Origin of the sequence: Allobosea rubneri, from assembly GCF_032464875.1 — a bacterium.
GTDB classification, from domain to species: domain Bacteria; phylum Pseudomonadota; class Alphaproteobacteria; order Rhizobiales; family Beijerinckiaceae; genus Allobosea; species Allobosea rubneri.
Genome location: NZ_JAWDID010000039.1, coordinates 29,476 through 52,384, shown reverse-complemented (window position 1 = coordinate 52,384; position 22,909 = coordinate 29,476). Strand labels below are relative to the sequence as shown.

11 protein-coding genes, 1 tRNA gene and 2 pseudogenes are annotated in these 22,909 nt (G+C 65.6%); 6 read left to right on the top strand and 8 right to left on the bottom strand.

Features of this window, described 5'->3' with window-relative positions; all coding sequences use genetic code 11:
- Nucleotides 1–602: 602 nt before the first annotated feature.
- Nucleotides 603–1,772, bottom strand: a pseudogene (locus RKE40_RS21105) (IS3 family transposase).
- An 87-nt stretch (nt 1,773–1,859) separates the two neighbouring features.
- On the opposite strand from RKE40_RS21105, the gene RKE40_RS21100 reads away from it, so the two are divergent.
- Nucleotides 1,860–2,147, top strand: a complete 288-nt coding sequence (locus tag RKE40_RS21100; protein ID WP_316020182.1) for a hypothetical protein — start codon at nt 1,860–1,862, stop codon at nt 2,145–2,147.
- Complete coding sequence (locus tag RKE40_RS21095; protein ID WP_316020179.1) at nt 2,029–2,313, top strand: hypothetical protein; 285 nt, start codon at nt 2,029–2,031, stop codon at nt 2,311–2,313. Before RKE40_RS21100 ends, RKE40_RS21095 begins: the two co-directional genes overlap by 119 nt.
- Here RKE40_RS21095 and RKE40_RS21090 read toward each other — a convergent pair.
- The gene (locus RKE40_RS21090; RefSeq protein ID WP_316020178.1) at nt 2,203–8,745 is read right to left on the bottom strand and encodes an autotransporter-associated beta strand repeat-containing protein; all 6,543 of its coding nucleotides are present in this window, start codon (nt 8,743–8,745) and stop codon (nt 2,203–2,205) included. The genes RKE40_RS21095 and RKE40_RS21090 overlap by 111 nt on opposite strands.
- A gap of 182 nt (nt 8,746–8,927) precedes the next feature.
- On the opposite strand from RKE40_RS21090, the gene RKE40_RS21085 reads away from it, so the two are divergent.
- A complete protein-coding gene (locus RKE40_RS21085) occupies nt 8,928–9,206 on the top strand; it encodes a hypothetical protein (RefSeq protein WP_316020177.1) in 279 nt (92 codons plus the stop codon).
- Between the two features lie 211 nt (nt 9,207–9,417).
- Here RKE40_RS21085 and RKE40_RS21080 read toward each other — a convergent pair whose 3' ends face one another.
- The 4 genes and pseudogenes from RKE40_RS21080 to RKE40_RS21065 form a co-directional block, all read right to left on the bottom strand.
- A complete protein-coding gene (locus RKE40_RS21080) occupies nt 9,418–10,005 on the bottom strand; it encodes a hypothetical protein (RefSeq protein WP_316020176.1) in 588 nt (195 codons plus the stop codon).
- Between the two features lie 605 nt (nt 10,006–10,610).
- Nucleotides 10,611–11,036, bottom strand: coding sequence for a hypothetical protein (locus RKE40_RS21075; RefSeq protein WP_316020175.1), 426 nt, complete (start codon nt 11,034–11,036; stop codon nt 10,611–10,613).
- On the bottom strand, nt 11,008–11,928 hold the full coding sequence (locus tag RKE40_RS21070) for a PAAR domain-containing protein (protein WP_316020181.1): 921 nt from the start codon (nt 11,926–11,928) through the stop codon (nt 11,008–11,010). The genes RKE40_RS21075 and RKE40_RS21070 overlap by 29 nt, the downstream gene beginning before the upstream one ends.
- Nucleotides 11,929–12,505: 577 nt before the next feature.
- Nucleotides 12,506–13,175: pseudogene (locus tag RKE40_RS21065) on the bottom strand (transposase); the annotation flags it as partial.
- Between the two features lie 311 nt (nt 13,176–13,486).
- On the opposite strand from RKE40_RS21065, the gene RKE40_RS21060 reads away from it, so the two are divergent.
- Nucleotides 13,487–13,626, top strand: a tRNA-Ser gene (locus RKE40_RS21060).
- A 75-nt stretch (nt 13,627–13,701) separates the two neighbouring features.
- On the opposite strand, the gene RKE40_RS21055 is transcribed toward RKE40_RS21060, so the two are convergent.
- A complete protein-coding gene (locus RKE40_RS21055) occupies nt 13,702–13,938 on the bottom strand; it encodes a hypothetical protein (RefSeq protein ID WP_316020174.1) in 237 nt (78 codons plus the stop codon).
- A 619-nt stretch (nt 13,939–14,557) separates the two neighbouring features.
- Between RKE40_RS21055 and RKE40_RS21050 the strand changes: the two genes are divergently transcribed.
- A complete protein-coding gene (locus RKE40_RS21050; protein WP_316020173.1) occupies nt 14,558–16,297 on the top strand; it encodes a type I secretion system permease/ATPase in 1,740 nt (579 codons plus the stop codon).
- Nucleotides 16,294–17,613 (top strand): HlyD family type I secretion periplasmic adaptor subunit, encoded by a 1,320-nt coding sequence (locus RKE40_RS21045; RefSeq protein ID WP_316020172.1) that lies wholly within the window; start codon nt 16,294–16,296, stop codon nt 17,611–17,613. Before RKE40_RS21050 ends, RKE40_RS21045 begins: the two co-directional genes overlap by 4 nt.
- A gap of 62 nt (nt 17,614–17,675) precedes the next feature.
- Here the strand turns inward: RKE40_RS21045 and RKE40_RS21040 are convergent, their stop codons facing one another.
- Complete coding sequence (locus RKE40_RS21040) at nt 17,676–22,793, bottom strand: cadherin-like domain-containing protein (RefSeq protein ID WP_316020171.1); 5,118 nt, start codon at nt 22,791–22,793, stop codon at nt 17,676–17,678.
- Nucleotides 22,794–22,909: the final 116 nt, after the last annotated feature.

The window sequence follows — 22,909 nt, the reverse complement described above, 5'->3', positions numbered from 1 at the left end:
TCCCCATAGCGCACGGCCCTGGGCCGCGGCTTCCTCCCCTGGAGGCTTTCGAACACCGGCCCTCAGCCCGGTCCGAACCCATGCGCATGGGCCGGCATCCGAAACCCTTCACAAAAGCGGACTTTGGCATCCTGCCCAGAAGCGGACGTCCCGGGTGTGGGCTGTGGGCATCCTCTCCCAACCATCTAGGGCGTGCCGCGCGTTCGCCAAAGAGTTTAGGCACGCGGACACGGTTAGGTGACCGATCCGTCGCTTCGACAACCGAGCGGATTTACTGGCCAACCGAACCAGCAACTGCAGGCTACGGACAGATTGCGGTTCCGACCTGCCACGCTGATCCCGGCGTAAAGTTCGACGGACAATGGCGGCCATTTTCTAGATGACGTGAGCAGATCCAGGGTAGAGATCGGGATGATCGCTTGATCGTCGGTTCGCGCGTCGCCTGCAACCGCTTCGATAGCCGCAACCGTGTCCCGAGGCCGCCCTCCCAAGCATAAGTGTTTTCGCCAGCGCAGACGAAACCACCTTCAGCGCGGTCCAACGACTGTTTCAGAACGGCGCCATAGCCTGCTGCCGGTTTCGTGGACGCTCAGTTAAGCTAATCACCCCTTCTTTTCGAACTCGACGGGGCTGATGTAGCCGATGGTCGAGTGCCTGCGAACGGCATTGTAGAACCGCTCTATGTAATCGAACACGTCGGCACGAGCATCGTCGCGTGTTCGGTAGACCCAGCCTATGATTCGCTCGCTTTTCAGGGATGAGACCCGAAGGGCCGCGCGAAGCAGCGAACACGCTCGCCATAGCGGCGTTGTCCCAGACGTTGCCCGAGCGGCTCATCGAACAGGTGACGCCGTTTTCGGCGATCAACTCTTGGAAGTGCTGGCTGGTGTATTGGCTGCCCTGATCGGAGTGATGCAGCAACGCATCAGGCTTGCCGCGGCGCCAGATCGCCATGATGAGCGCGTCGGTGACGAGCCCCGCCGTCATCTCAGCCTTCATCTACCAGCCGACGACGCGGCGCGAGAACAGGCCGATCACGGCCGCCACATCGAGCCAGCCTTCCGCCGTCCAGACATTGGTGAAGTCGGCGATCCAGCGTTGGTTCGGACGCGTTGCGGTGTACTGACGGTCGAGCACATTGGGAGCGATAACCGATGCGAGGCGCGCACCCTCGTCCTTCGGCAGGCCACGCCGCCTGGGTCGGGCTCGCAGGGCCTGAGAACGCATCAGGCGCTCGATCCGGTGCAAGCCGCATGAGAAGCCCTCTGCCAAGACATCGCGCCAGACGCGGCGTGCACCATAGGCTCGGTCGCTGGCTTTGAAGCTCGCATAGACCTTGGCGCCAACCAACTCATCGTCCAGGGTGTGCTGGCTCGGCGAGTGGGTTAGCCAAGCATGGAACCCAGAGCGGGAGACATCCAGTGCGTCGCAAAGCCATGCCACCGGCCAGATTGAACGGTGCCTCGCGATGAAAGCGAACCTCATATCGCTTCCCTTGCGAAGTAGGCTTCGGCCTTCTTTAGGATGTCGCGCTCCGCCTCGAGCTTGGCCACCTCCCGTCGCAGCTTTTCGATCTCCAACTGCTCTGGCTTCATCTGGCCGTGGCCGGGAAAGGCCTGCGCAGGATCGGCCGAAAAGAGCTTCACCCATTTGCGCAGCTGGTTCTCATGGACATCCAGGTCCCGAGACGCCTGCGCCGCACTCACTCCGCGATCCTTGATCAGGCTTACCGCCTCGATCTTCAACTCACGCCCAAACTGTCTTCGCTGCATACGCAACCTCCGGCTTCATGAAACACCTAATCACGGTGTCCACGAAACCAGCAGCAGGCCAGGAGGCTACACCTGCCGGCGACCGCGATGGTGCATACGGTGCGCGGCTCGCCACTGATCGTGTTCATCTTCTGGACCTATTTCTTTTCGCCGATGGTGATTGGCCGGGCAGTCGGCGGAGTCAGGACACTGATGATCGCGCTCGTCGTCCGAGGCAGCTTATCTCTCCGAGATTATCCGCGCCGGCATCGAAAGCTTGCCCAAAGGCCAGACCGAGGCGGCGACCTCGCTCGGCCTGCGCTACTGGCCGACGACGATCAAGGTCGTGCTGCCGCAGGCGCCGCACAACATGCTGCCGAGCATGGTCAACGATAACGCCGCCCGAGGGCGGCGTCATTTGGGCATTGGGCGCGTATCGCGTCGACGGCGCTCAGAACCTCACCGCGAGGTTAGCCTTGAAGGCGTGGTCCTGCGCATCCTTGGCCAGTTGTCCGGTGTAGGAGACGCCGAGCGTCGTGCTCTTGCCGATGGCGAAGTCTAGGCCGGCTTCTACCAGCGCGGCGTTCCGCGCGATCGGCAGGCCGGATACCGCGAAGGCGTTCGAGCCCGAGAAGGCCAGCGTCGCCACCGGATTGACGTCGCCGAAGGCGTGGCGCCACGCCAATGCGCCGCGCAATGTCAGGTCCATGCCGCTCAGCATGTAACTGGTCGAGGCGCGCAGGCCGAGCGTCGAATAGCCGACGCTGGTATCATCGCCGCGGCCGGAGAGCGCCGCGACCCCGCCGATCTCGCGGACGCCGTCCGTGTGCAGGTTGACATAGGCGAGGCCGGCGAAGGGCTCGAGCGCGATCCGGGCGAGATCAAAGCGATAGCCAAGCTCGCCGAAGATTTGCGCCGTGCCGGCCTGATAGTCGCCGGTCAGCCGGTCAGCGAACCCGGCGAAGCCGACGGGGCGTCGGGTCGAGACATCGTGCCAAGTGTAGCTCGCGCCGGTGCGCAGGCCGAGCGCCCCCCATTGCCCGCCGCCATAGACGCCAAGATGGTAATTGTCGCTCTCGCCCGAGGCGAACAGGCCATTCGCCTTGAACTCGCTGCGGCTGTAGCCGGCGAGGACACCGATACGCATCATGTCGAACACGGCCATGTCGGCCCCGACCATCAGGCCGCCGGTGGAGCGCGTCAGCTTCGACGCGTTGCCGTCGCCGTCGATCCGCCCCCAGGAGCCGTAGCCCTGCCCCCAGACCGCAAAACGGTCGGTGCGCGGCAGTGGCATCGGGCCCTTAACAGCAGGCGCCAGATCGGCCGTGAAGCCATAGTTCAGCGTCGCCATCGGCGCCGCGCCGACCGTGCCGAAGGCCGAGCGCAGCCGGTCGATCGCCGTGGTGCGCAGCGCACCGCTCTCCTCGACCAGCGCGGTCTGGACCGAAGCATGGACCTCGCCCGAGAGCAGGCCGAAGGCGGTGCGCGCCGAGGCCGCATCGAGCATCAGCAGGCTGTTGTACAGCGCGAGCGTGCCGCCGACCTGCGGCAGCGTGTTCAGCGCCAGCGCCACAGCGTACTGGTTGCGCGTCTGCGCCACCGTCTGGAAGATCACGGGCGCCGTGCCGGCGGCGGGATCGGCGGCCGGATCGCTCTGCTTCACCTTGATGGTGATGCCGGCCTCGCCGGTGCGCGGATCGAGGCCGAGATCGAGGAAGGCCGATGTGCTCGTCACCGCCGCGAAGCCGCCATCGACCCCGCCGGTCGCGCTGACCAGCGCATAGCGCTGGCCCGCCTGGTAGCTGGTCTGCGCGTCGAGCGCGGAGATCGTGACGCTGCTGCCGGTCAGCGTCGCCCGGCCGGTGACGATGACGCGGTCGGAGCTGCCGTTGTCGCCGATCTCGGCAGCGAAGGTCGAGCCCGGCGCCAGCACGAGGTCGCCATTGATCGTGATCGTACCGATCGAGTTGCCGGGCGCCAGCGTGCCGCCGGACTTGACCGTGGTCGCCCCGAGCATGCCGTTGCCACCGAGCTCGGCGCCGGAGAGCACGGTGACGGCGGAGTGAGCGAGCGAGCCATTGACCGAGAGCCGACCGGCGGCGACCGTGGTGGCGCCCGTCAGCCCGCTCGTTCCGGTCAGCTTGAGGTCTCCGGCGCCGGTCTTGGTGAAGCTGCCGCTGCCTTCGATCGCATTGGCGAAGGTGGCGAGGCTTGCCTGATCAATCACCAGCGCGCCATTGTTCAGGATCGTGCCGCGGCCGAAGCTCGCCGCCGAGCCGGTAAGCGTGCCCTTGGCGATCGTGGTGCCGCCGGCATAGCTGTTACTGCCGGAGAGCGTCAGAGAGCCGGCGCCGAGATGCGCGACAGCGCCACTGCCCGAGACCGCGCCGGCGAAGCTGACGGCGCCCGAGCGATCGAAGGCGAGCGTGCCGTTATTGACGACATTGCCGGTGATCGAGCCGGTGGTGCCGCCGGTGCCGACCTTGAGCGTGCCGGAGGCGATCGTCGTTCCCCCGGTATACGTGTTGCTGCCGGACAGGGTCAGCGTGCCGCCGCCGAGATGCGCAAGCGAGCCGCCACCCGAGATCGCGCCGGCGAAGGCGACCGCGTCCGAGCGGTCGAAGGCGAGCGTGCCGTCATTGACGACGTCGCCCATGATCGAGCCCCCGGTGCCGCCGGCGCCGATCTGCAGCGTGCCGCCGGTGATCGTAGTGCCGCCGGTATAGGTGTTGGTCCCGTTCAGGATCTGCGTGCCGGCACCGGCCTTGACCAGTGCCAGCCCGCGGTCGCCGGGCTCGCCGTCGATGATCGTGCCGGCGAAGCTCGCCGTGCCGGTGGGCGGCGCGACGGTCAATTTGCCCGACGCCGTGGCGCTGCCATTGGCGACGACGCCGCTGCCCGAGAGCGAGCGCACGGTGACGGCATGGCCATCGGCCATCAGCGCCGCATTGGCGGCGGCAAGCGTCACGTCCGAGTTCGGCGAGAAAGCGCCGTTGGAGGCCGCGGTCAGGGTCACGCCGGCGCCGACCGCGGTAGGGCCCGAATAGCTGTTCGTGCCGCCGAGCACGGCCGCGCCGATATGGCTGTCGCTATTGACGAAGGCGAGTACGCCGCCGGCGCCGCTGCCGTCGGCGATGTTGCCCGAGAAGGTCGCGACATGGCCGTTGACGTCGATCGTGCCGCCGTTGGCATCGATCTTCACGACATTGGTGAAGTCGTTGATGAAGCTTGTGCCGGCCCGGAAGGTGCCACCATCGAGCGTCAGCGCGCCGGTGCCGAGCGCAGCGGCGCTACCGGCCTGCAGCACGCCGGCGGAGATGGTGGTGCCGCCGGAGTGGGTGTTGAGCCCAGACAGGACGAGCGTGCCGGTGCCAAGCTTGGTCAGGCTGCTCACGCCCACGACGGAGCCGCCGATCTCAAGCTGCGTGCTGGCCGCGACATCGACGCTGCCGCCACCGTCGAGCGTCACCGTGCGGGACATGGCGAAGCTGGCCGTCGTGGCCAATGTGCCGCCGTTGAAGGTCAGCCCGGACGCTGCGTCGCCGAGGTTCTCGTTCTGCGAGACCGAGAGCGTGCCGGCATTGATGATGGTACCGCCGCTATAGCTATTGGCCGCGCCGAGCACGATCGTGCCGCCGCCGGTCTTCATCAGACTGCCGCCGCCCTGGATCCCGGCATTGATCGTCGCCGATAGCCCGGTGTCGACGCGCAGGTCGGCGCCGGCCGCCGAGATCAGCAGCGCGCCCGGACCGTTCAGAACATAGCCGTTCGTGCCGAATTGCAGCCCGGCGATCTGCTGGTCGGTCGCGATCGTCACCGTGCCGCCGGCTGGCCCGGCGAAGACTGCCTTCAGGTCGTTCCAGGCCGTGTCGATGCTGCCGGAGGCGTTGGTCCAGTTCCTGCCGGCCGCATTCCAGATGCCACTGCCGCCATGAACGGTGCCGTTGGGAGTGGTGGTGGTGCCGTTCCAGTATTGCAGCGTCGCGGTGGTGGTGATCAGGTTGATCTGGCCCGCGGTTGCCGTATCCACGCGGAAATCATAGCCCGTCGGCACGATGCCGAAGGCGAGGCCGCTATCGGTCAGCGCCCCGCCATAATTGAACAGCCGGTAGGTGCCGTTGCCGAATCCCGATTGCGGCGCGAGGTCGAGCACGCCGTCGAGCTTGAGGTTGCCGGTGACCTCGATGAGGTCGTTGACCCCGCTGCCGACCGTGCCTGGCGTGCCGAGCTCGTAGGAGAGCCGCGACGTGTCATTGAGCACGAGCGAACCGACGGTGAGCGTGCCCGGGCTCGATCCCGTAGCCACGATGCCGCCGCCGGACACCGTCACCGCGCCCGCGATGCTGCCCGAGCCGGCCAGCGTCGCGCCCGAGGCGACGGTCACTGCCGAATTGCTCAGCGCGCTCTCGACCCGCAACGTGCCGCCTGCGACCGAGGTCGGGCCCGTGTAGCTGTAGGAGGCGCCGGCCAGCGTCTGCGTGCCCGAGCCCTGCTTGACGAGGCCGCCCGTGCCGCTGATCGAGCCGGCGAAGCTCTGGTTGCTCGCGTCGCCAAAGGTCAGCGTGTTGGCACCGAGCGCGACGGTGGTGCCGGCGACGCCGGACAGCGCGCCGATGGTCTGGCCCGCACCCGCGGCGTTGATATCGAAGCCGGCGCCCGCAGCTCCGAGGTGCACGGCCCCAGTTGCGGCGAGGCTGCCGCCGGCGCCGAGAGCCAATGTGCCGGCATTGATGGTCGTGCCGCCCGTATAGGTGCTGGCGCCGGTCAGTGTCTGTGTACCTGTTCCCTGCTTGACGAGCCCGCCCGTGCCGCCAATCGAGCCGCCGACGGTCGCGTTCGCCGCACTGCCGAGGGTCAGCGTGTTGGCGCCGAGCGCGACGGTAGTCCCGGCGACGCCGGACAGTGCGCCGATCGTCGGGTTCGCGCCTGCGGCGCTGATGTCGAAGCTCGTGCCGGCCGTGGCGAGATTGACGGCGCCGCCGCTCGCCAGGCTGCCGCCTGCACCGAGAGCCAGCGTGCCGGCATTGATGGTCGTGCCGCCGATATAGGCGTTGGCGCCGGTCAGCGTCTGCGTAGCCGCGCCCTGCTTGACGAGGCCGCCGGTGCCGGTGATCGAGCCGCCGAAGGTCGCGTCCGCGGCGCCGCCGAGGGTCAGCGTGTTCGCGCCGAGCGAGACGGTGCTGCCGATGATACCGGCCAGCGCGCCGATGGTCTGGTTCGCCGCCGCGCCGCTGATGTCGAAGCTGGCGCCCGCGGCTCCGAGTTGCACGGTCCCCGTTGCCGCGAGGCTGCCACCGGCGCCGAGGGCGAGCGTGCCGGCGTTGACCAGGGTGTCTCCGGTATAGGTGTTCGCGCTGGTCAGGGTCTGCGTGCCCGCGCCCTGCTTGGTGATGCCCCCGATGCCACCGATCGAGCCGCCGAAGGTCTGGCTGGTCGCGCCGCCGAGGGTCAGCCCGGTGGAGCCGAGCGAGATGGCGGTGCCGGCGATGCCGGACAAGGCACCGATTGTCTGGCTCATCCCCGCGCCGCTGATGTCGAAGCTCGCGCCGGCCGCGGCGAGATTGACGGCGCCGCCGCTGGCCAGGCTGCCGCCTGCACCGAGCGCCAGCGTGCCGGCATTGATGGTCGTGCCGCCGGCATAGGTGTTGGCGCCGGTCAGCACCTGGCTGCCCGAGCCCTGCTTGACGACAGCGCCCGTGCCCGTGATCACGCCGGCGAAGGTCGCGTTTGCCGCGGTGCCGAGGGTCAGCGTGTTGGCACCGAGCGCGACGGCGGTGCCGGCAACGCCGGACAGCGCGCCGATGGTCTGGGCCGCGCCCGAAGCGCTGATGTCGAACGAGGCACCCGCGCCGGCGAGATTGACGGCACCGCCGCTGGCCAGGCTTCCGCCTGCGCCCAGCGCCAGCGTGCCGGCATTGATAACCGTGTCGCCGGTATAGGTGTTCGTGGCGGTCAGGGTCAGCGTCCCGGCGCCGGTTTTCGTCAGGCCGCCCGTGCCGGAAAGCACACCCGACAGCACGTAGCTGTTTGACGTCCTACCTGTCAGGCCGCCCGAGCCGATCGCGATCGCATTGGCCAGAGTGAGGCCCGCCACGGACGAATCGATGCCACCGCCATCGGCCTGGATCGTGAGCGATCCGAAAGGCGCAGGGCCGCCGACGATCGCAGTGCCGCCCATGAGGCTGACCGAGGATGCCGTCGTCGCGCCGGTCAGCGACCAGTCGCCGTTCTGGATCTGGAGTGTGCCGAAGTTGATGTAGTTGCCGAGCGTGAGTGAGCCCGTCGCCTGGCCGGGGTCTCGACCGAGGACGAGGGTGTTGGCCCCCCCGAGCCCGCCATCGACGATGCCGGCCGCCGCGAAACCTATGCTGACGCCGGAGAGGCCGACTACGCCGAGGGCGTTGCCGTTAGAGCCGACTCCTGCAGAGACCGAGGATCCGGTGAGCGCCGTGAATGTGTTGGTGGCGCCGGCACCCAGCGACACGCCGCCCGTGATCGTACCCGCATTGGTGAAGCTGTTGCCCTGGCCGGGCGTTCCGGGGGCCTGGAAGGCGACCCGACCGTTGATCGTCGCGCCGGCGTTGTTGGTGAAGCTGACCTGCCCGCCGCCATAGGCCGCGACGACGGGCATGTCGCCGACGGCAGCCGTGATACCGAGAAGCGCGGACGAGCGGATTACACCGCTATTCGTGATGGTCGAGGTGCCGCCTGTTCCATTCTGCAGCGTGAGGGCCATGCCGGTCAGCCCGCTCAGGTTCATCCCGAGAAGGCCCGAGGTACCGGCCAGCGTACCGCCGCTGTTGTTCGTCACCGAGACGATGCTGGCGTTCGTATTGCCGACCACGAGACCGGAGGACAGGATCGAGAGCTGGCCTAGAAGCATCGGATCGACGGTGCCGCTGTTGGTCAGCGACACGTTGCTTCCGGTAAAGCTCATCGCGGTCCCGCCCACGCCAAGCAGCACGCCGATGCTTGCGCCGGGATTGATGGTCACGGTGAGGTTGTTTCCAGCGCGCGAATAGGATGGTGCCAAGGGGTTGGCGGCACCGCTGCAGGTGACGATCGCGCCCGCAAAGGTGCATGCAGCCTGCGCATCGGTCGTGCCTGCCGCCGAAAAACCGCAGAGAAGGGCTGCGACCGACACCGAATGCACGAACCGCGACTGGAGAGAAATTCGTGGGCGAACAGCTCGCTGCTCGCATTTCGCCCGCTTCAGAAGTCTTCATGTTGCAGTGCCGCATAGCCGAATCACAAGCCAGTCTCACGGCGACGCTAGAGCGGGCTGAGTCCATGACAAAAGCGCAGGCGCGAAGACTTTTCGCGACAGCGCATGCTTCTTGGGCACCAGTGTCTTCAGCGACACATCTGCGCACCCGCAGGGTCATCGCCGAAGGGTCGCCTGCGCAGATCGTCAGCGAAGATATTGTCGAACGCGACTTCGACCAGCCTTGCTAAATTGCCGCAGATCGCGCGACCGGCGCTCCGCTACCAATTCCTCGCGCCCGTTCGCCGTGCGGTGGGGGGCGCGCGCGGCAGCTTCGATCGGTTCATCGTGTCGCCCGAAACTGGACACTCCAGACGTCCGGAATGGGCCAATACTCCCCATCTCGTAGTTGGGATTTGCGGTCAGCACGGCCCACTTCGCGTGATCCCCGTCACGCGCCAGCTATCGGCGGTTCCCTTCGCATCCGCCGCCTCTGTCTCGATGAGCATCTGGCATTGGAAGCTGCGCCCCACCGTAGGCGCCCCGTAGCTGCCTGGGATCACGATCGAGGTGGTAGGGCCGTGCACGACGAAGGTGCGGCCTGAGTTCGTCGGATAGGCGCTGGACGGCGTCAGGCTGATCCTGCTGGAAGAGGTAGTCGGCACCGGCGCGATCGACACGCCGCCACCCGACACGATCTCGAACTTCCTCGTCAGGTGCCTCGTACGGGGCAAAACGGCTGCTTCCGTGCGCCATGATGTACAGGCGGATGTGATTGATTGCGGCCTCATCCTCGCCCGCTCCGGTGTGCCCCCGCGAGGAGAGCCACTGCTGGAAGCACTTCCCGCACGCGGCAACCGCCTCCCCAGAAGGCCAATTGAGGACACCGAAGAGAATGGCGAGTTCGCCTGCCGAAGCCACGAGAGCAAAACGGCCCTCAACGGATTCGATCTGGCCGTCCGCCTCCCCCTCGCCGACGTAGTACGAGCGGAACTCATGCCTCATCATCGCGATGAAGCGGGACAGCGTCTCTGGCTCCTGCGTGCGCATCTCCGTGAGCTTCTCCAGGAAAATACGGCTTGCTACGCCATAGCTTGTGTTCGCTGCCACGCGCAGATGGTCGGCGAGGTTCGCTGCCGACGTGAATTCATGCGTGGTTTCGAACGCGCCGAGACCTACGCCAGCGTCGATGTCGCGTTGTTGGAGCCTATCGAGCCTTCTGTCGATTTGTCCGCTCTGGACAGCCCAACACCATCGCACCGGCGACCCAGGGTATTGTCGAGGAGTTTGATGCCCAACCCGTCCTTTTCGTGGGTGCGGCCTCGCTCGGCTATATATCGGCGCTCCCTATTGGGAAGAAGCGCTTCGCATCGCCATGTCACGACTAGGCGAAAAAAGCGCCGCCGTATTCATACTTCGTTCAATGCCGCGCTGGCGGCTCAAGTCTCGCTCTTTCATGCTCGCTGCATCTGAGAAACAGTATGCGGTAGTTTTAAATCTCCACATCTGAATATTTGGGGGCCGGTCAGAACATCCAGCGGATCGCCGAGCTCCAAAACAAAACGGACCTATGTGCTCTCGTTCCCCACAGAAACATCGCCGCAGAGAGGCTTGCTTGCGGTGAATTTTGGCTTCTATTAATAGCGCCAGCCCAACTAATTTCGGTATTTCTTGGCAAACAAATTAAGACGTGTTTCAAGTACGCGCTCAAGTGTCGAGGCCGCTTGCCGTATATTTTTGTCTCGAAGCTGCGTTTCAGCAAGCAGATACTTGATCGGCGTATCGTCGATCACGCCAGCTCCCAAATAATCGTCTCCGAGGATCATTATTCCCTGTTGAAAATGGCGTACTGCCTCTGCTGATCGATCACTCGTTTGCATAGCCCGTCCAGAGGCTAAAAACGAACTGCTATCTTGGAAACGCTTTGTTTGATTTTTCATTGCCTCAGCCGCTTTAGCAGATGTATAAATACCAATTTGCTGATCGAAGCATCCCGTAAGTATATATTGGATTCCCGCACAAATCCCAAAATATAGAAGGCAGCATACGATACTAGGGCGTAATACGACTAAGGTTCCCATCGGACCCCTCGTAGTATGCCATTTTATATTTCTTTGCTGCCTCCGAGCTCGCGAATGAAGATGCATCTTGGAAACTACGTCCATTCTCGATAGCGACTTTGAAGCTATCGTTCCAAATCTTAGTCAAGTCGGCATTGTTGATCTGCGGCGTTTCTTTCGTCGGCAACATCATAAACTGTTTATCTCCTGCATCGACTAAGATAAGCTCATTATATGTAGCAGCATAATAGATGTCGGCGGAGCTAAAGCTAACTCCCCCGTGCCCGCCTTCGGAGCTGTCATAGGGGTGAGTGTGAAAAGTTCCGATGATCTTTTCGTGCGTTCCGACAGAGCGATTAGGTTGTATCGAGCCGGATTCTCCTTTACCCGAATTAACGACTTTTACGGTGCCAAATCCATCGCTGACGAGCGTAGCGCCGTTTTCTTGGCTTTTTCCATTTGGAAAACTATTCGCGTACGCGTCCTTCATTGCTTTATTCACATTGGGCGGCAGCGCTATTTTGTCTGGAGCATCTGAAGCCTTTGCGGGCAGGCTTTCAGGAAATGGGGCAGCCTTTGGTTTAGCACCGCTCGCCCCCCTCCCGCTCGCGGCGGCTCCAGAACCTGGACCCTGGGGCTTCGCGACGCCGCCGCCAGCACCACCTGAATCGCCGATCAGCACCGTCGGCATTCCTGTGACGATAACGCCACCATGCGCGGTCATGTCACCCATACGAGCCGCGGGCAGGCCTCCGATAAATACGGTAGCGGAGCCTTGGACAATCACGTCGGGAGGACCGACACAGGTGCAAATGTCCGTCACCCGAGCGGCAGGCAGGCCGCCGATCAAAACGGTTGGGCAACACGCCGGAATAATCGGCCCGCCGACATGGGGCACTAGCACCGTAACCATTGGGCAGGTGTGCATGTCGGTGATACGGGCTGCGGGCTTTCCCATGACCCCTCGACAAATTATTAGACTAGCTCAGATGAACAAGGCCAAGTTGTCAATTTAATTCGTCCCAACCGCGCTGAAAATCTCGTGCGTTGATGAGTCGATGCCTGCGAACCGAGTCGTAAAATTATCTTCCTTCGCCGGCTGCGAATGTGACCGATTGTTCTGTGGTGCACTGATTTCGCAGATGGGTCCATAAGAGCTTGTCCCGTGGTGGATGTGCGGCATCGATTCGCCTCGGAGTTCCTCATGAAAACCGGGACCTCGCTGCTCTACGGGCGATTCTTGGCCACAGGACTGTGACCATGACCAAGCGATACAGCCACCTAGTGACCGAACACCTGCACCGAGCAATCGCGAAATTCGACACGAAACCCGGCACAGAGAAGACGGTTCCCGCCGAGGATACTGCCATGGCTCTAGCTGCTGATGCTCTTTTGACTTTGCCCGAAATCGGAGGTCCTGTCGGCTCAGGTCCACCAAGAGCGCCGAAATGGTCGCCGTACCCGGTTCCCAAGCTCCCCGGTTCCCGGATGGTGGCGTAGGCGAAGAAGGCATGGCCCTTCGGGGCTCCGGTCCATTGCGCGGCCGGATCGGAGCGTGAGACGAACTTCGGCTTGGCCTCGCTGGCTGCGCCCCAGGCGGCTTCATCGAGCGTGTCGAGATACTTGCGCACCGAGCGCCGTGTCCGGCCGAGATCGTCCCAGTCGACAGGCTCTGAGGCCTCCGCAGAGCGCTGCTTGTTGGCATCGGCCCTGATCAGGCTGGCGTCGACGGCAAAGCCTTCGCCGCCGACAAGCCCTTCCGTGGTGCAGCACCGGACGGTCGCCTCGCACAGCTCCCTCAGAAGGTCGCTCTCACGGAAGCGACCATGCCGGTTCTTCGAGAAGGTCGAGTGATCGGGGACGTCGCCTTCGAGCCCGAGCCGGCAGAACCACCGATAGGCGAGATTCAGGTGAACCTCTTCGCACAGGCGGCGCTCGGAGCGGATGCCGAAGCAGTAGGATGAGCAGCATCCGGATCATCAGTTCCGGATCGATCGAGGGCCGTCCCGTCTCGCTGTAGAAGGGACGCAGATGCCCGCGGATCTCCGAGAGATCGACGAACCGGTCGATGGCGCGCACCCATTGGTCGGCCGGGATGTGACGCTCCAGGCTGAACTCGTAGAACAGCGCCTCCTGCGCCACCTGCCGTTCGCCCATCATCGCGCCGCCCTCCATCCAAGGGCGACTGAAACAGGACTTCATACCCGCGGCAACGACGACTTTTTCAACCTTATCGGCCAAGTTCGGTCATGCCTCGCTGTGCGTCGGGACCGGGGGCTGCTGGCGAGGAAGTGCCCTCAGGCGAAACTGCGCCGCTGGAGCATGAAATAAAAACGCGAATGCAGGCTTTACCAGCTTCAATCTCGGCAACCCGGCGGGGGCGAGTCGTCGAGTAAATTGTGGGTGGGTCAGGCCCTCGCAACCAAACTCTCGCCGGCCCACGAGCAGATTGCGGCTCGAGAATTTTCTGTGGGCCTGTAACTCGGCGCTGTCCTGCCCATATGCAGTGGTCGCATTTACAAGGTCGCCTCGGTTTGGCATTGAGTTTACTCACGATTTCACCAGACTACGAATCTGAGGGTCAGAGGTTCGAATCCTTTCGGGCGCGCCATTTCATCTAAAAATTCAACTACTTGTAGAGCTTTCAGCTGAAAGCCTTACCCAGGCATCGCGCTGGGTAACTGCGCTAGGAGATTCCTGCGGCTGCGGGTTCATCCGGCGCGACTACCGCGTCCACGCACCGCAAACGTAGCTCTGCCGTCTGCAATAGCGCGGTCATGCCTTTTATCCACGCGGTCGAGGAACAGAGGTCGGCGACCATCCGTCCGCAAAGATCCTTTCCGAGTGTCCGCATCCTGCTGACAAGCTCGGCCTTGGGCGCGTGCACGACCTGCCAGGCGATGCGTGCGGAGATGATCGACATGCGCGTGTTTCCCGCGAGCTGCTCGCTCGCGGGAAAGCCTCGCTCGCATTCGCCCCAAGGTTCGAACTCGGCCGCGGCGAACTCTCCCAGCGAGGCCGGCTGTTCCCGGATGACACCGACTGTTTCCAGGATCGCGCTTGCGCGCGCAGGTGGCTTCTCGACGTCCTCCCATGAGCGATCGAGCGGGAAGTGAAAGTGGCGCGCGAAGGTTTCCGGAATGAACCGTTCAGCGTCCTTGCCCAGTTCTGGGAACAGCTTCTTACCCAGGAGGCGGCACCACCGGTGTGAGCACCCAGGGCCCTAGTCTGGATTCGGGCGCCGATGGCGGGGCACGTAATCGGCAGCCGGGTACGGCGGGTTACTTCTTCTGCGACATTGATGGCGCCGATGCCGGGACGCTTTACTGGGCTGAGACCGCAGGCGCGGCAACAGCAGCGCGATGCATCGTCATGCCGTTGCCGACGGTCTCGGAGGGTACGCATGTCCATGAGCCGCCGGAGCGGCGGTGATGGCGCTCCGGCTGCGTCGGCGGGTATCCGCTGCGATGGCGGGAGCCAAACGAGGCACTACGGCTTCGCTGTTGTGCCTGTCTTCGTCGAGAGTGCTTGGAGTGCCCTTGATGACGCATCCAGCTTCTCCCGCGCCGGGGCTCTCGGTCGTGGCGTCTGCTCTGTCCTCCTGCCGCGGCGCGCTTGCGGCCGTCGGGGTGTTTTCCGGCTGCATCAACCTCCTGATGCTGTCGGGCTCCTTCTATATGCTCCAGCTCTATGACCGGGTCCTGACCTCGCGTAGCGTGCCGACCCTGATCGGGCTGTCGCTGCTGCTGCTTGCAGCTTATGCGCTGCAGGGCGTCCTCGATGCGGTCCGGGTCAGGATGCTCTCGCGGATCGGCGCCCGCTTCGACGAGCAGGTCTCGCCATCCGCCTTTGCGGCGGCACAGCGCATGCCCCTGCTCGGCTGCCGGCCGGAGCAGGCGCTGCAGCCGATCCGCGATCTCGATCAGGTCCGTGCTTTCCTGGCCTCGCTGGGACCGACGGCCCTGTTCGACATGCCGTGGATGCCGCTGTTCTTCGCCGGCTGCTTCCTGCTGCATCCCTGGCTCGGCTGGCTCGCCGTTGCCGGGGGCGCCGTCATCCTCGGGCTGACGGCGCTGGCGGAGCGCAGGAGCAGGCTGACCGCCGCCGCGCAGCAGGCGAGCGGCCTGGGCCGGCAGACGATCGCCGAGGCGAGCCGACGCAATGCCGAGGCCCTCGCCGCGATGGGCATGGGGGCCGCCTTCGAGCGCCGATGGCGGGAGATCAGCCGGCGCCATATCGGCGATTGGCTCGCGGGAGCGGACGCGATCGGCGGGCTCGGCGCCTTCGCGAAAATCTTCCGCATGATCCTGCAATCGGCTGTGCTCGGTCTCGGCGCCTATCTCGCGATCCATGGCGAGATCTCGGGCGGCGCAATGATCGCCGCCTCGATCCTGACCGCGCGCGCCTTGGCCCCGATCGAGATCGCGGTCGCGCATTGGAAGGGCTTCGTTGGCGCGCGCGAGGGTTTGAAGCGCCTCACGCAGGTGCTGGATGCCCCCGCTCTCGCCATGCGCGAGCGTACGGCCCTGCCGCAGCCACGGCACGAGCTCGCGGCGGAGGGCTTGCTGGTTGCGGCGCCGGGCCAGCAGGCACCGATCCTGCAAGGTGTTTCGCTGAAGCTCGAGGCCGGCCAGGGGCTCGGCATCATCGGCCCGAGTGCATCCGGGAAATCGACCCTGGTGCGCGCCCTGGTCGGGGTCTGGCGACCGCTCAAGGGCACGGTTCGGCTGGATGGGGCAGAGCTCGACCAGTGGAACCGGAGCGAGCTCGGGCAGCATATCGGCTATCTCCCGCAGGACATCGAGCTCTTCGACGGCACCGTCGCCGAGAATATCGCCCGCTTCCAGGCCGACGCCTCGGACGAGGCGATCGTCGCGGCGGCGCGCGCCGCCGGTGCGCATGAGTTGATCCTGAAGTTCGAGAATGGCTACGACACCCGCATCGGGGAGGGCGGCTCGATCCTCTCGGGCGGCCAGCGCCAGCGGATCGGCCTGGCGCGGGCGCTGTTCGGCGATCCCTTTCTCGTCGTGCTCGACGAGCCCAATTCGAACCTCGACCATGACGGCGACGATGCCTTGACGATGGCCGTGAGAGGCATTCGCGCTCGCGGCGGGATCGTGATCGTCGTGACGCATCGCCCGACCGCGATCGCAGGCGTCGACCAGATCGCGCTGATCGCGGAGGGCCGTATCCAGGCCTTCGGCCCGCGGGAGGAAATCCTCCAGCGGGTTTTGAAGCAGGGCGGTCTGGCCAGCGTGCAACGGCAGACGGTGGCGTCATGACGAACCCCACCGGACAGGACAGATCCGACTTCCGGCAGGCGCTCCGGCGTCTATCCGTGATCGGCGGCGCCAGCATCGCCCTCTTCGCCGGGACGGTCGGCGTCTGGGCCGTCGCCACCACGCTCTCCGGCGCGGTCGTCACGACCGGCCAGTTCGTGGTCGACGGCAATGTCAGGAAGGTGCAGCACCCGACCGGAGGTGTCGTCGGCGAGCTCCTGGTTCGTGAGGGTGCGCGTGTCGAGCAGGGCGCCGTCCTGATCCGGCTCGACGACACCGTCACCCGCGCCAACCTCCAGGTCATCACCAAGCAGCTCGACGAGTTCGCGGCGCGTCGTGGCCGGCTCCAGGCCGAACGTGACCGCCGCGAGGCGATCGTCGTCGCGGCGGAACTGGCCGGCCGGCTGCCTGAGCCGGAGATCGCCGAGCTCGTCGCGGCCGAGCAGGCCCTGTTCGAGGCGCGGCGCTCGTCGCGCGAAGGACAGAAGGCACAGCTCATCAAGCGCGTCAGCCAGCTCCAGGATCTGATCGCCGGTCACCGGGCCCAGCAGGAGGCGAGGGATCGCCAGGCGATCCTGATCGAGGAGGAGCTTCTCGGCGTCAGGGGGCTCTACGAGAAGAACCTCGTCTCCTTGAGCCGCAAGGCGGTGCTGGAGCGGGAGGCTGCAAACCTCGAGGGCCAGAAGGGGCAATTGCTGGCCGCGGTCGCTCAGGCCGAAAGCCGGATCGGCGAGACGCAACTCCAAATCATCCAGATCGAGGATGCGCTGCGCGAGGAGGTGATGAAGGAGTTGCGCGAGATCCAGGCGCGCAGCGCCGAGCTGGTCGAGCGCCGCGTTGCGGCCGAGGATCAGTTGAAGCGCATCGAGATCAGATCGCCGAGCGCCGGTTTCGTGCATCAGCTGGCGGTCCATACCGTGGGTGGCGTCATCACCCCGGCCGAGCCGGTGATGATGATCGTCCCCATCGAGGAGGGGCTCGAGGTCGAAGCCCGCATCCTGCCGTCGGATATCGACCAATTGGCCCTCGGGCGCGCCGCGCTGGTCAAGGTCCACGCCTTCAACCAGCGCACCACGCCGGAGCTCAGCGGGAAGGTCTCGCGCATCTCGGCCGATACCAGCCGTGACCCGCAGACCGGCGCCGCCTTCTACACGATCCGGGTCGGTGTCGCCCCGGAGGAACTCGCCCGTCTTGCGCCCCATCGTGTCGGCGCCGGCATGCAGGCCGATGTCTTCGTCAGGACCGAGGACCGCACCCCGCTCGAATACATCCTGAAGCCGCTCCGCGACCAGATCGCGAAAGCGTTCAAGGAGAGGTGAGCCCTACGCCCGGAGCGGCTAGGACAGCCGCCGACACGCGGCAGCGCTTTCTCGCGAACGCCTCACACGAACAGGAAATCGCTCGCCTGCAGTGCGGTGGCGGAGACGCCGGTGAGCGTCACGCTATGGCCGGGCTCGATGGTCACGATCGCGTCGGCGCCTGAAGCGGCGATGTGCGTCTGACGCCAGGACGCGAAGTCGCTGACGTTCAAGGCGAAGGCCTGGAAGTCGAGGATATCCTCGCCGCGGACGAAGTCCCGGATCGTGTCCTGGCCGAAGCCGGGCGCGAAGACGAAGCTGTCCCGGCCGGCGCCGCCCGTCAGGGTGTCGTTTCCGCCTTCGCCCCTGATCCAGTCCGCGCCCGCGCCACCCGAGAGCTCGTTGGCGCGGGCATCGCCGATCAGAAGATCGTTATTGGCCGATCCGACAACCGTGGTCACCGCGGCACCGATCGCCGTGCCGGCCGCGGCAGCGGGCGGGTTGGCCAGGAAAGCTGCCGTCCAGTAGTCCGCCATTTCACGATAGCCCGTGTCGGTCGGGTGGATACCGTCGAACAGGTCGGACAGGGTGACGCTCGGCATCTCGACGAGGCTGACATTCTGGCCGCGCGCGACCGCATCCGCGACGGCGCTGCGGATCGCAGCGTTCACATTGGCGACCTGCGTGTCGTAGCCCGCGAGCGGGATCAGCGTCGCGACATAGACATGGGTGGTCGGGCTCGCCTGGGCGACATGATCCAGCATCCCCACGATTTCGGCCCGGACCGGGATCTGCGGATTGCTCTTGTAGAAGATGTCGTTGGTGCCGGCCATCAGCAGGATGGCGCTCGGCGTATAGGTGGAAAGAAGGCTCGGAAGCAGGGCCTGAATGTCGTCGCCGGTTTCGCCGGGATAGCCGGCATGCTGGGGATCGGGCACCTGGCCGTTGCTGTTGGGCCCGACCATGTCGACGAGTCGGCCCGACTCGACCAGGTTCTGGTAGAAGAAGCCGCGATAGCCATGCTCGTCCTGCCCGGGAGGTGCATCGCCATTGGTGATGGAATCGCCGAGCGCCATCACCTTCGTGGCGAGCACCCATTGCCCGGCGCCGAGATCGACCCTGACGCCGCGCGCGGCACCCGAAAGATCGAGCGTGGACCCGCCACCGCTCGCGACATCGAGAACGAAGCTGCGCGCCACCGGCGTCGAGGCATCCTCGTTGCCGTCCTCCACGGAGACGGAGAAGGACGGCGCCGTCGCAGTGCCGTCGTGCCGGAAGGAGACCAGGCCGCCGGTAAGTTGCTGCGGCGTGAAGCTCGTGGCCGCAGCTCCGTTGACCAGAAGCGTGCCGCCGACGACGCCTGTGACGGTGAACGCGATGCCGGTCGCGACGTCGTCGGCATCGGAATAGTAGAGGTCCGTCTCGTTCAGCACATAGGTGCCGGCGCTGGCGACGCTCGCCCTGAGGTCGCCCGTCAGGCTCGGTGGCGCATTGACCGGCCCGGTCGTGATGTTGAAGGTGAAGGTCTGCGCGACCGGTGTCGAGCCATCCTCGTTGCCGTCCTCGACCGCGATCCTGAAGCTGCCGACGGGCTCGGTGCCGTCGTGCCAGAAGGTGATCTGGCCGGCAGCAAGCTCGGCCGCCGTGAAGCTGGACACGGCAGCGCCATTGCGACGGACATAGCCATTGTCGAGGTTGCTGACCGTGAAGGTGACGCCGGTCGGGCCGTCATCCGGATCGGTGTAGAAGAAGTCGCTGGTGGTGAACTGGTAGGTGCTGCCATTGGCGATCGTCGCCTGCAGATCGCCGGTCAGGGTTGGGGCGACATTGCCTCCACTTGCTGCGATATCGAGGACGAAACTACGCGCCACGGGCGCGGAGCCGTCCTCATTTCCATCTTCGACCGACACGGAGAAGGACGGCGTCGGCGAGGTGCCGTCATGCCGGAACGAAACCTGTCCGGCGATGAGTTGCTGCGGCGTGAAACCGGTCGCGGCCGTCCCGTTGACCAGCAGCGTGCCGCCGGTGACAGCTGAAACCGTGAAGGCGACGCCCGTCGCAGCGTCGTCCGCGTCGGAATAGTAGAGATCCGCCTGGGTCAGCACATAGGTGCCGCCGCTCGCAACCGTCGCTCGAAGGTCGCCGGTCAGACTCGGCGGCGCATTCACCTGGCCGGTCGTGATGTTGAAGGTGAAGGTCTGCGCGACGGCCGTCGAGCCATCCTCATTGCCGTCCTCGACCGCGATCCTGAAGCTGCCGACCGGTTCGGTGCCGTCATGCCAGAAGGTGATTTGGCCGGCGGCAAGCTCGGCGGCGGTGAAGCTCGACACCGCCGTGCCGTTCCGCCGGACATAGCCATTGTCGAGATTGCTGACCGTGAAGGTGATGCCGGTCGGACCGTCATCCGGGTCGGTATAGAAGAAGTCGCTGGTGGTGAACTGGTAGGTGCTGCCATTGGCGATGGTCGCCTGGAGGTCACCGGTCAGCGTCGGAGCGACATTGCCTCCGCTTGTCGTGATGTCGAGGACGAAACTGCGTGCCACCGGCGCCGAGCCGTCCTCGTTGCCATCCTCCACCGAGACCGAGAAGGACGGCGCTGTCGAGGTGCCGTCATGCCGGAAAGCGACCTGACCGGCGGTGAGCTGCTGCGGCGTAAAGCCGGTCGCTGCGCTGCCATTGACCAGGAGCGTTCCGCCCGTAACGCTCGAGACCGCGAAGGCGACGCCGGTCGCGCTGTCGTCGGTGTCGGAATAGTAGAGATCGGCCTGGGTCAGAACATAGGTGCCGCCGCTTGCGACGCTCGCGCGAAGGTCGCCGGTCAGGCTGGGCGGCGCGTTTACCGGCACCGTCGTCACGCCGAACAGGAAGGCCCGGGCCATTGGCGCCGAGCCATCCTCGTTTCCGTCTTCCACCGCGACGGAGAAGGCCGGGGCTGTCGAGGTGCCGTCATGCCGGAACGAGACCTGTCCGGCGGTGAGCTGCTGCGGCGTGAAGTCGGTCGCCGCAGCCCCGTTGACCAAAAGCGTGCCGCCCGTGACGCCTGAGACCGCAAAGGCGACGCCCGTCGCGGCGTCATCCGCGTCGGAATAGTAGAGATCGGCCTGGGTCAGCACGTAGGTGCTGCCGCTGGCGACGCTCGCGGCAAGGTCGCCCGTCAGGCTGGGCGGCGCGTTCACCGGCGCTGCCGTCACGCCGAAAAGGAAGGTCCGCGCGACCGGCGCCGAGCCGTCCTCGTTGCCATCCTCCACCGATACGGCGAAGGACGGGGATGCCGAGGTGCCGTCATGGCGGAACGAAACCTGGCCGGCGGTGAGCTGCTGCGGCGTGAAGCCGGTCGAGGCAACCCCGTTGACCAAAAGCGTTCCGCCTACGACGCCTGAAACCGCAAAGGCGACGCCCGTCGCGCTGTCATCCGCATCGGAATAGTACAGGTCGGCCTGGGTCAGAACATAGGTGCCGCCGCTGACGACGGTCGCGCCAAGATCGCCCGTCAGACTGGGTGGGGCGTTCACTTGGCCGGTCGTGATGTTGAAGGTGAAGGTCTGCGCGACCGGGGGCGATCCGTCCTCATTGCCGTCCTCGACGGCGATCCTGAAGCTGCCAACCGGCTCCGTGCCGTCATGCCAGAAGGTGATCTGGCCGGCGGCGAGTTCCTCGGCGGTGAAGCTCGACACCGCGGTGCCGTTGCGGCGGACATAGCCATTATCGAGATCGCTGACCGTGAAGGTGATCCCGGCGGCATTGTCGTCGGGGTCGGTGTAGAAGAAGTCGCTGGTGGTGAACTGGTAGGTGCTGCCATTGGCGATGGTCGCCTGCAGGTCGCCGGTCAGCGTCGGCGCGACATTGCCCTGGCCGGTCGTGAGCTCGACCGTGGCGATGGCGCTCGCCACCGCGACGCCTCCGTTCGCAGTGCCGTCCCCGTCGTTGAGCGTGAAGGTCACTTGGCGTGGCGCGGTCGGGCTGCCCGTACCCGTCGAGAAGCCGATATGCTGGACGAGTATCTGGACGGCAGCGGGCGTCGCGCCCGTGTTGAGGCTGATCACGAGATCGCTGCCGCCCGTTCCGCCGGATACCGATCCGATGCTGGTGCCGTTGACCCGCACGGTCGTACCGCTGAGCGTCACGGTCGCATCGGTGATGATCCGGAGCTGGTCGCTTGCCGAGCCGTTCGCCGTGAGCGCGACGCGCAAGGAGCCGCCGCCGAAATTCGCCGAGTCGATGTCGGCAACGCTCGCCAGAGCGGCGAACTTCGCCGGCGCGTCGCCGGTCCGATAGGCCAGCGTCGCGCCGGTTCCGGCCGTTGCACCGTTCAGGTCCAGCACCGGCGCATCGTTGACGCGCGTGATCGAGATGCTCGCATCCTGGGTGAGGCTGGTGGCACTGCCATCGCTCGCCTGGATGCGGACGGTCCTGGCGGCGGTGGCGGGCTGGTCGCTGCCGTTCTCGTAGAGGATACCGCGCAGGATGGCCTGATAGGTCGCCGCGGACGCGCTGCCATCGATGCTGAGCACGCCGGTGGAGGCGGTGTACGAGACCAGGAGCCCAGCCGCGGTCGCGGCGCTCGCGGCGGCCGCATCGAGGCTCAGCCGCTCGACCGCGTTGCCGTCCGGACGGGCGAGGAGCGTCGCCCTGAGCGAGACGAGATTGCTCGTATCGGGATCGGTCAGCGTTGCGTTCAGCGCGACGGCGACGGAGCGGTTCTCGATGAAGCTCACCGAGGCGCCGGTGCCCGAGGCGGCGCCGTTCAGGTCGAGAAGCGGCCGATCATTGACCGGAACGACGGTGATCGCATCGGTCCGGACCGTGCCGGCGAGATCGAAGCTGATCGTCTGGCTTTCGGTGGGCGTATCGCTGGTGCTGACATAGGTCAGGTTGCGCAGCACGGTCTGAACCCGGCTTGCCGTCGCATTGCTGTTGAACGCGATCACGAAATCGGTGCCGTTCGTCCCGCCACTGATGGAGCCGACGGTGACCCCGCCGACGCGCAGGCTCGTGCCCGAGAGGCTGACCCCGCTCGCAAACCCGATCTGAGACTCGGCGAGCAGGCCCGAAAGCCGCAGCGACTGCCCGTTGAAGTTGCCGGTCGCACTGAGGGTGACGCTTGGGGCGAGCAGGATGGCGGCTGCCCCCTCCTGATACGTCCTGCTCTCGTTGAGCCCGGTGCCGGCGCCGTTCAGATCGAAGCTGGTGAGAGTGGCCATGTCGCCTCCCCGAGTACGCAGGGCTAGCCCCGCCGAGCGGATCGATCTCCCTTGCTGCATGGCACGGATCGGCGGGTCGGCGGAGTGGCATTGGGGGTAGTTGCCGGCGCAGCAGA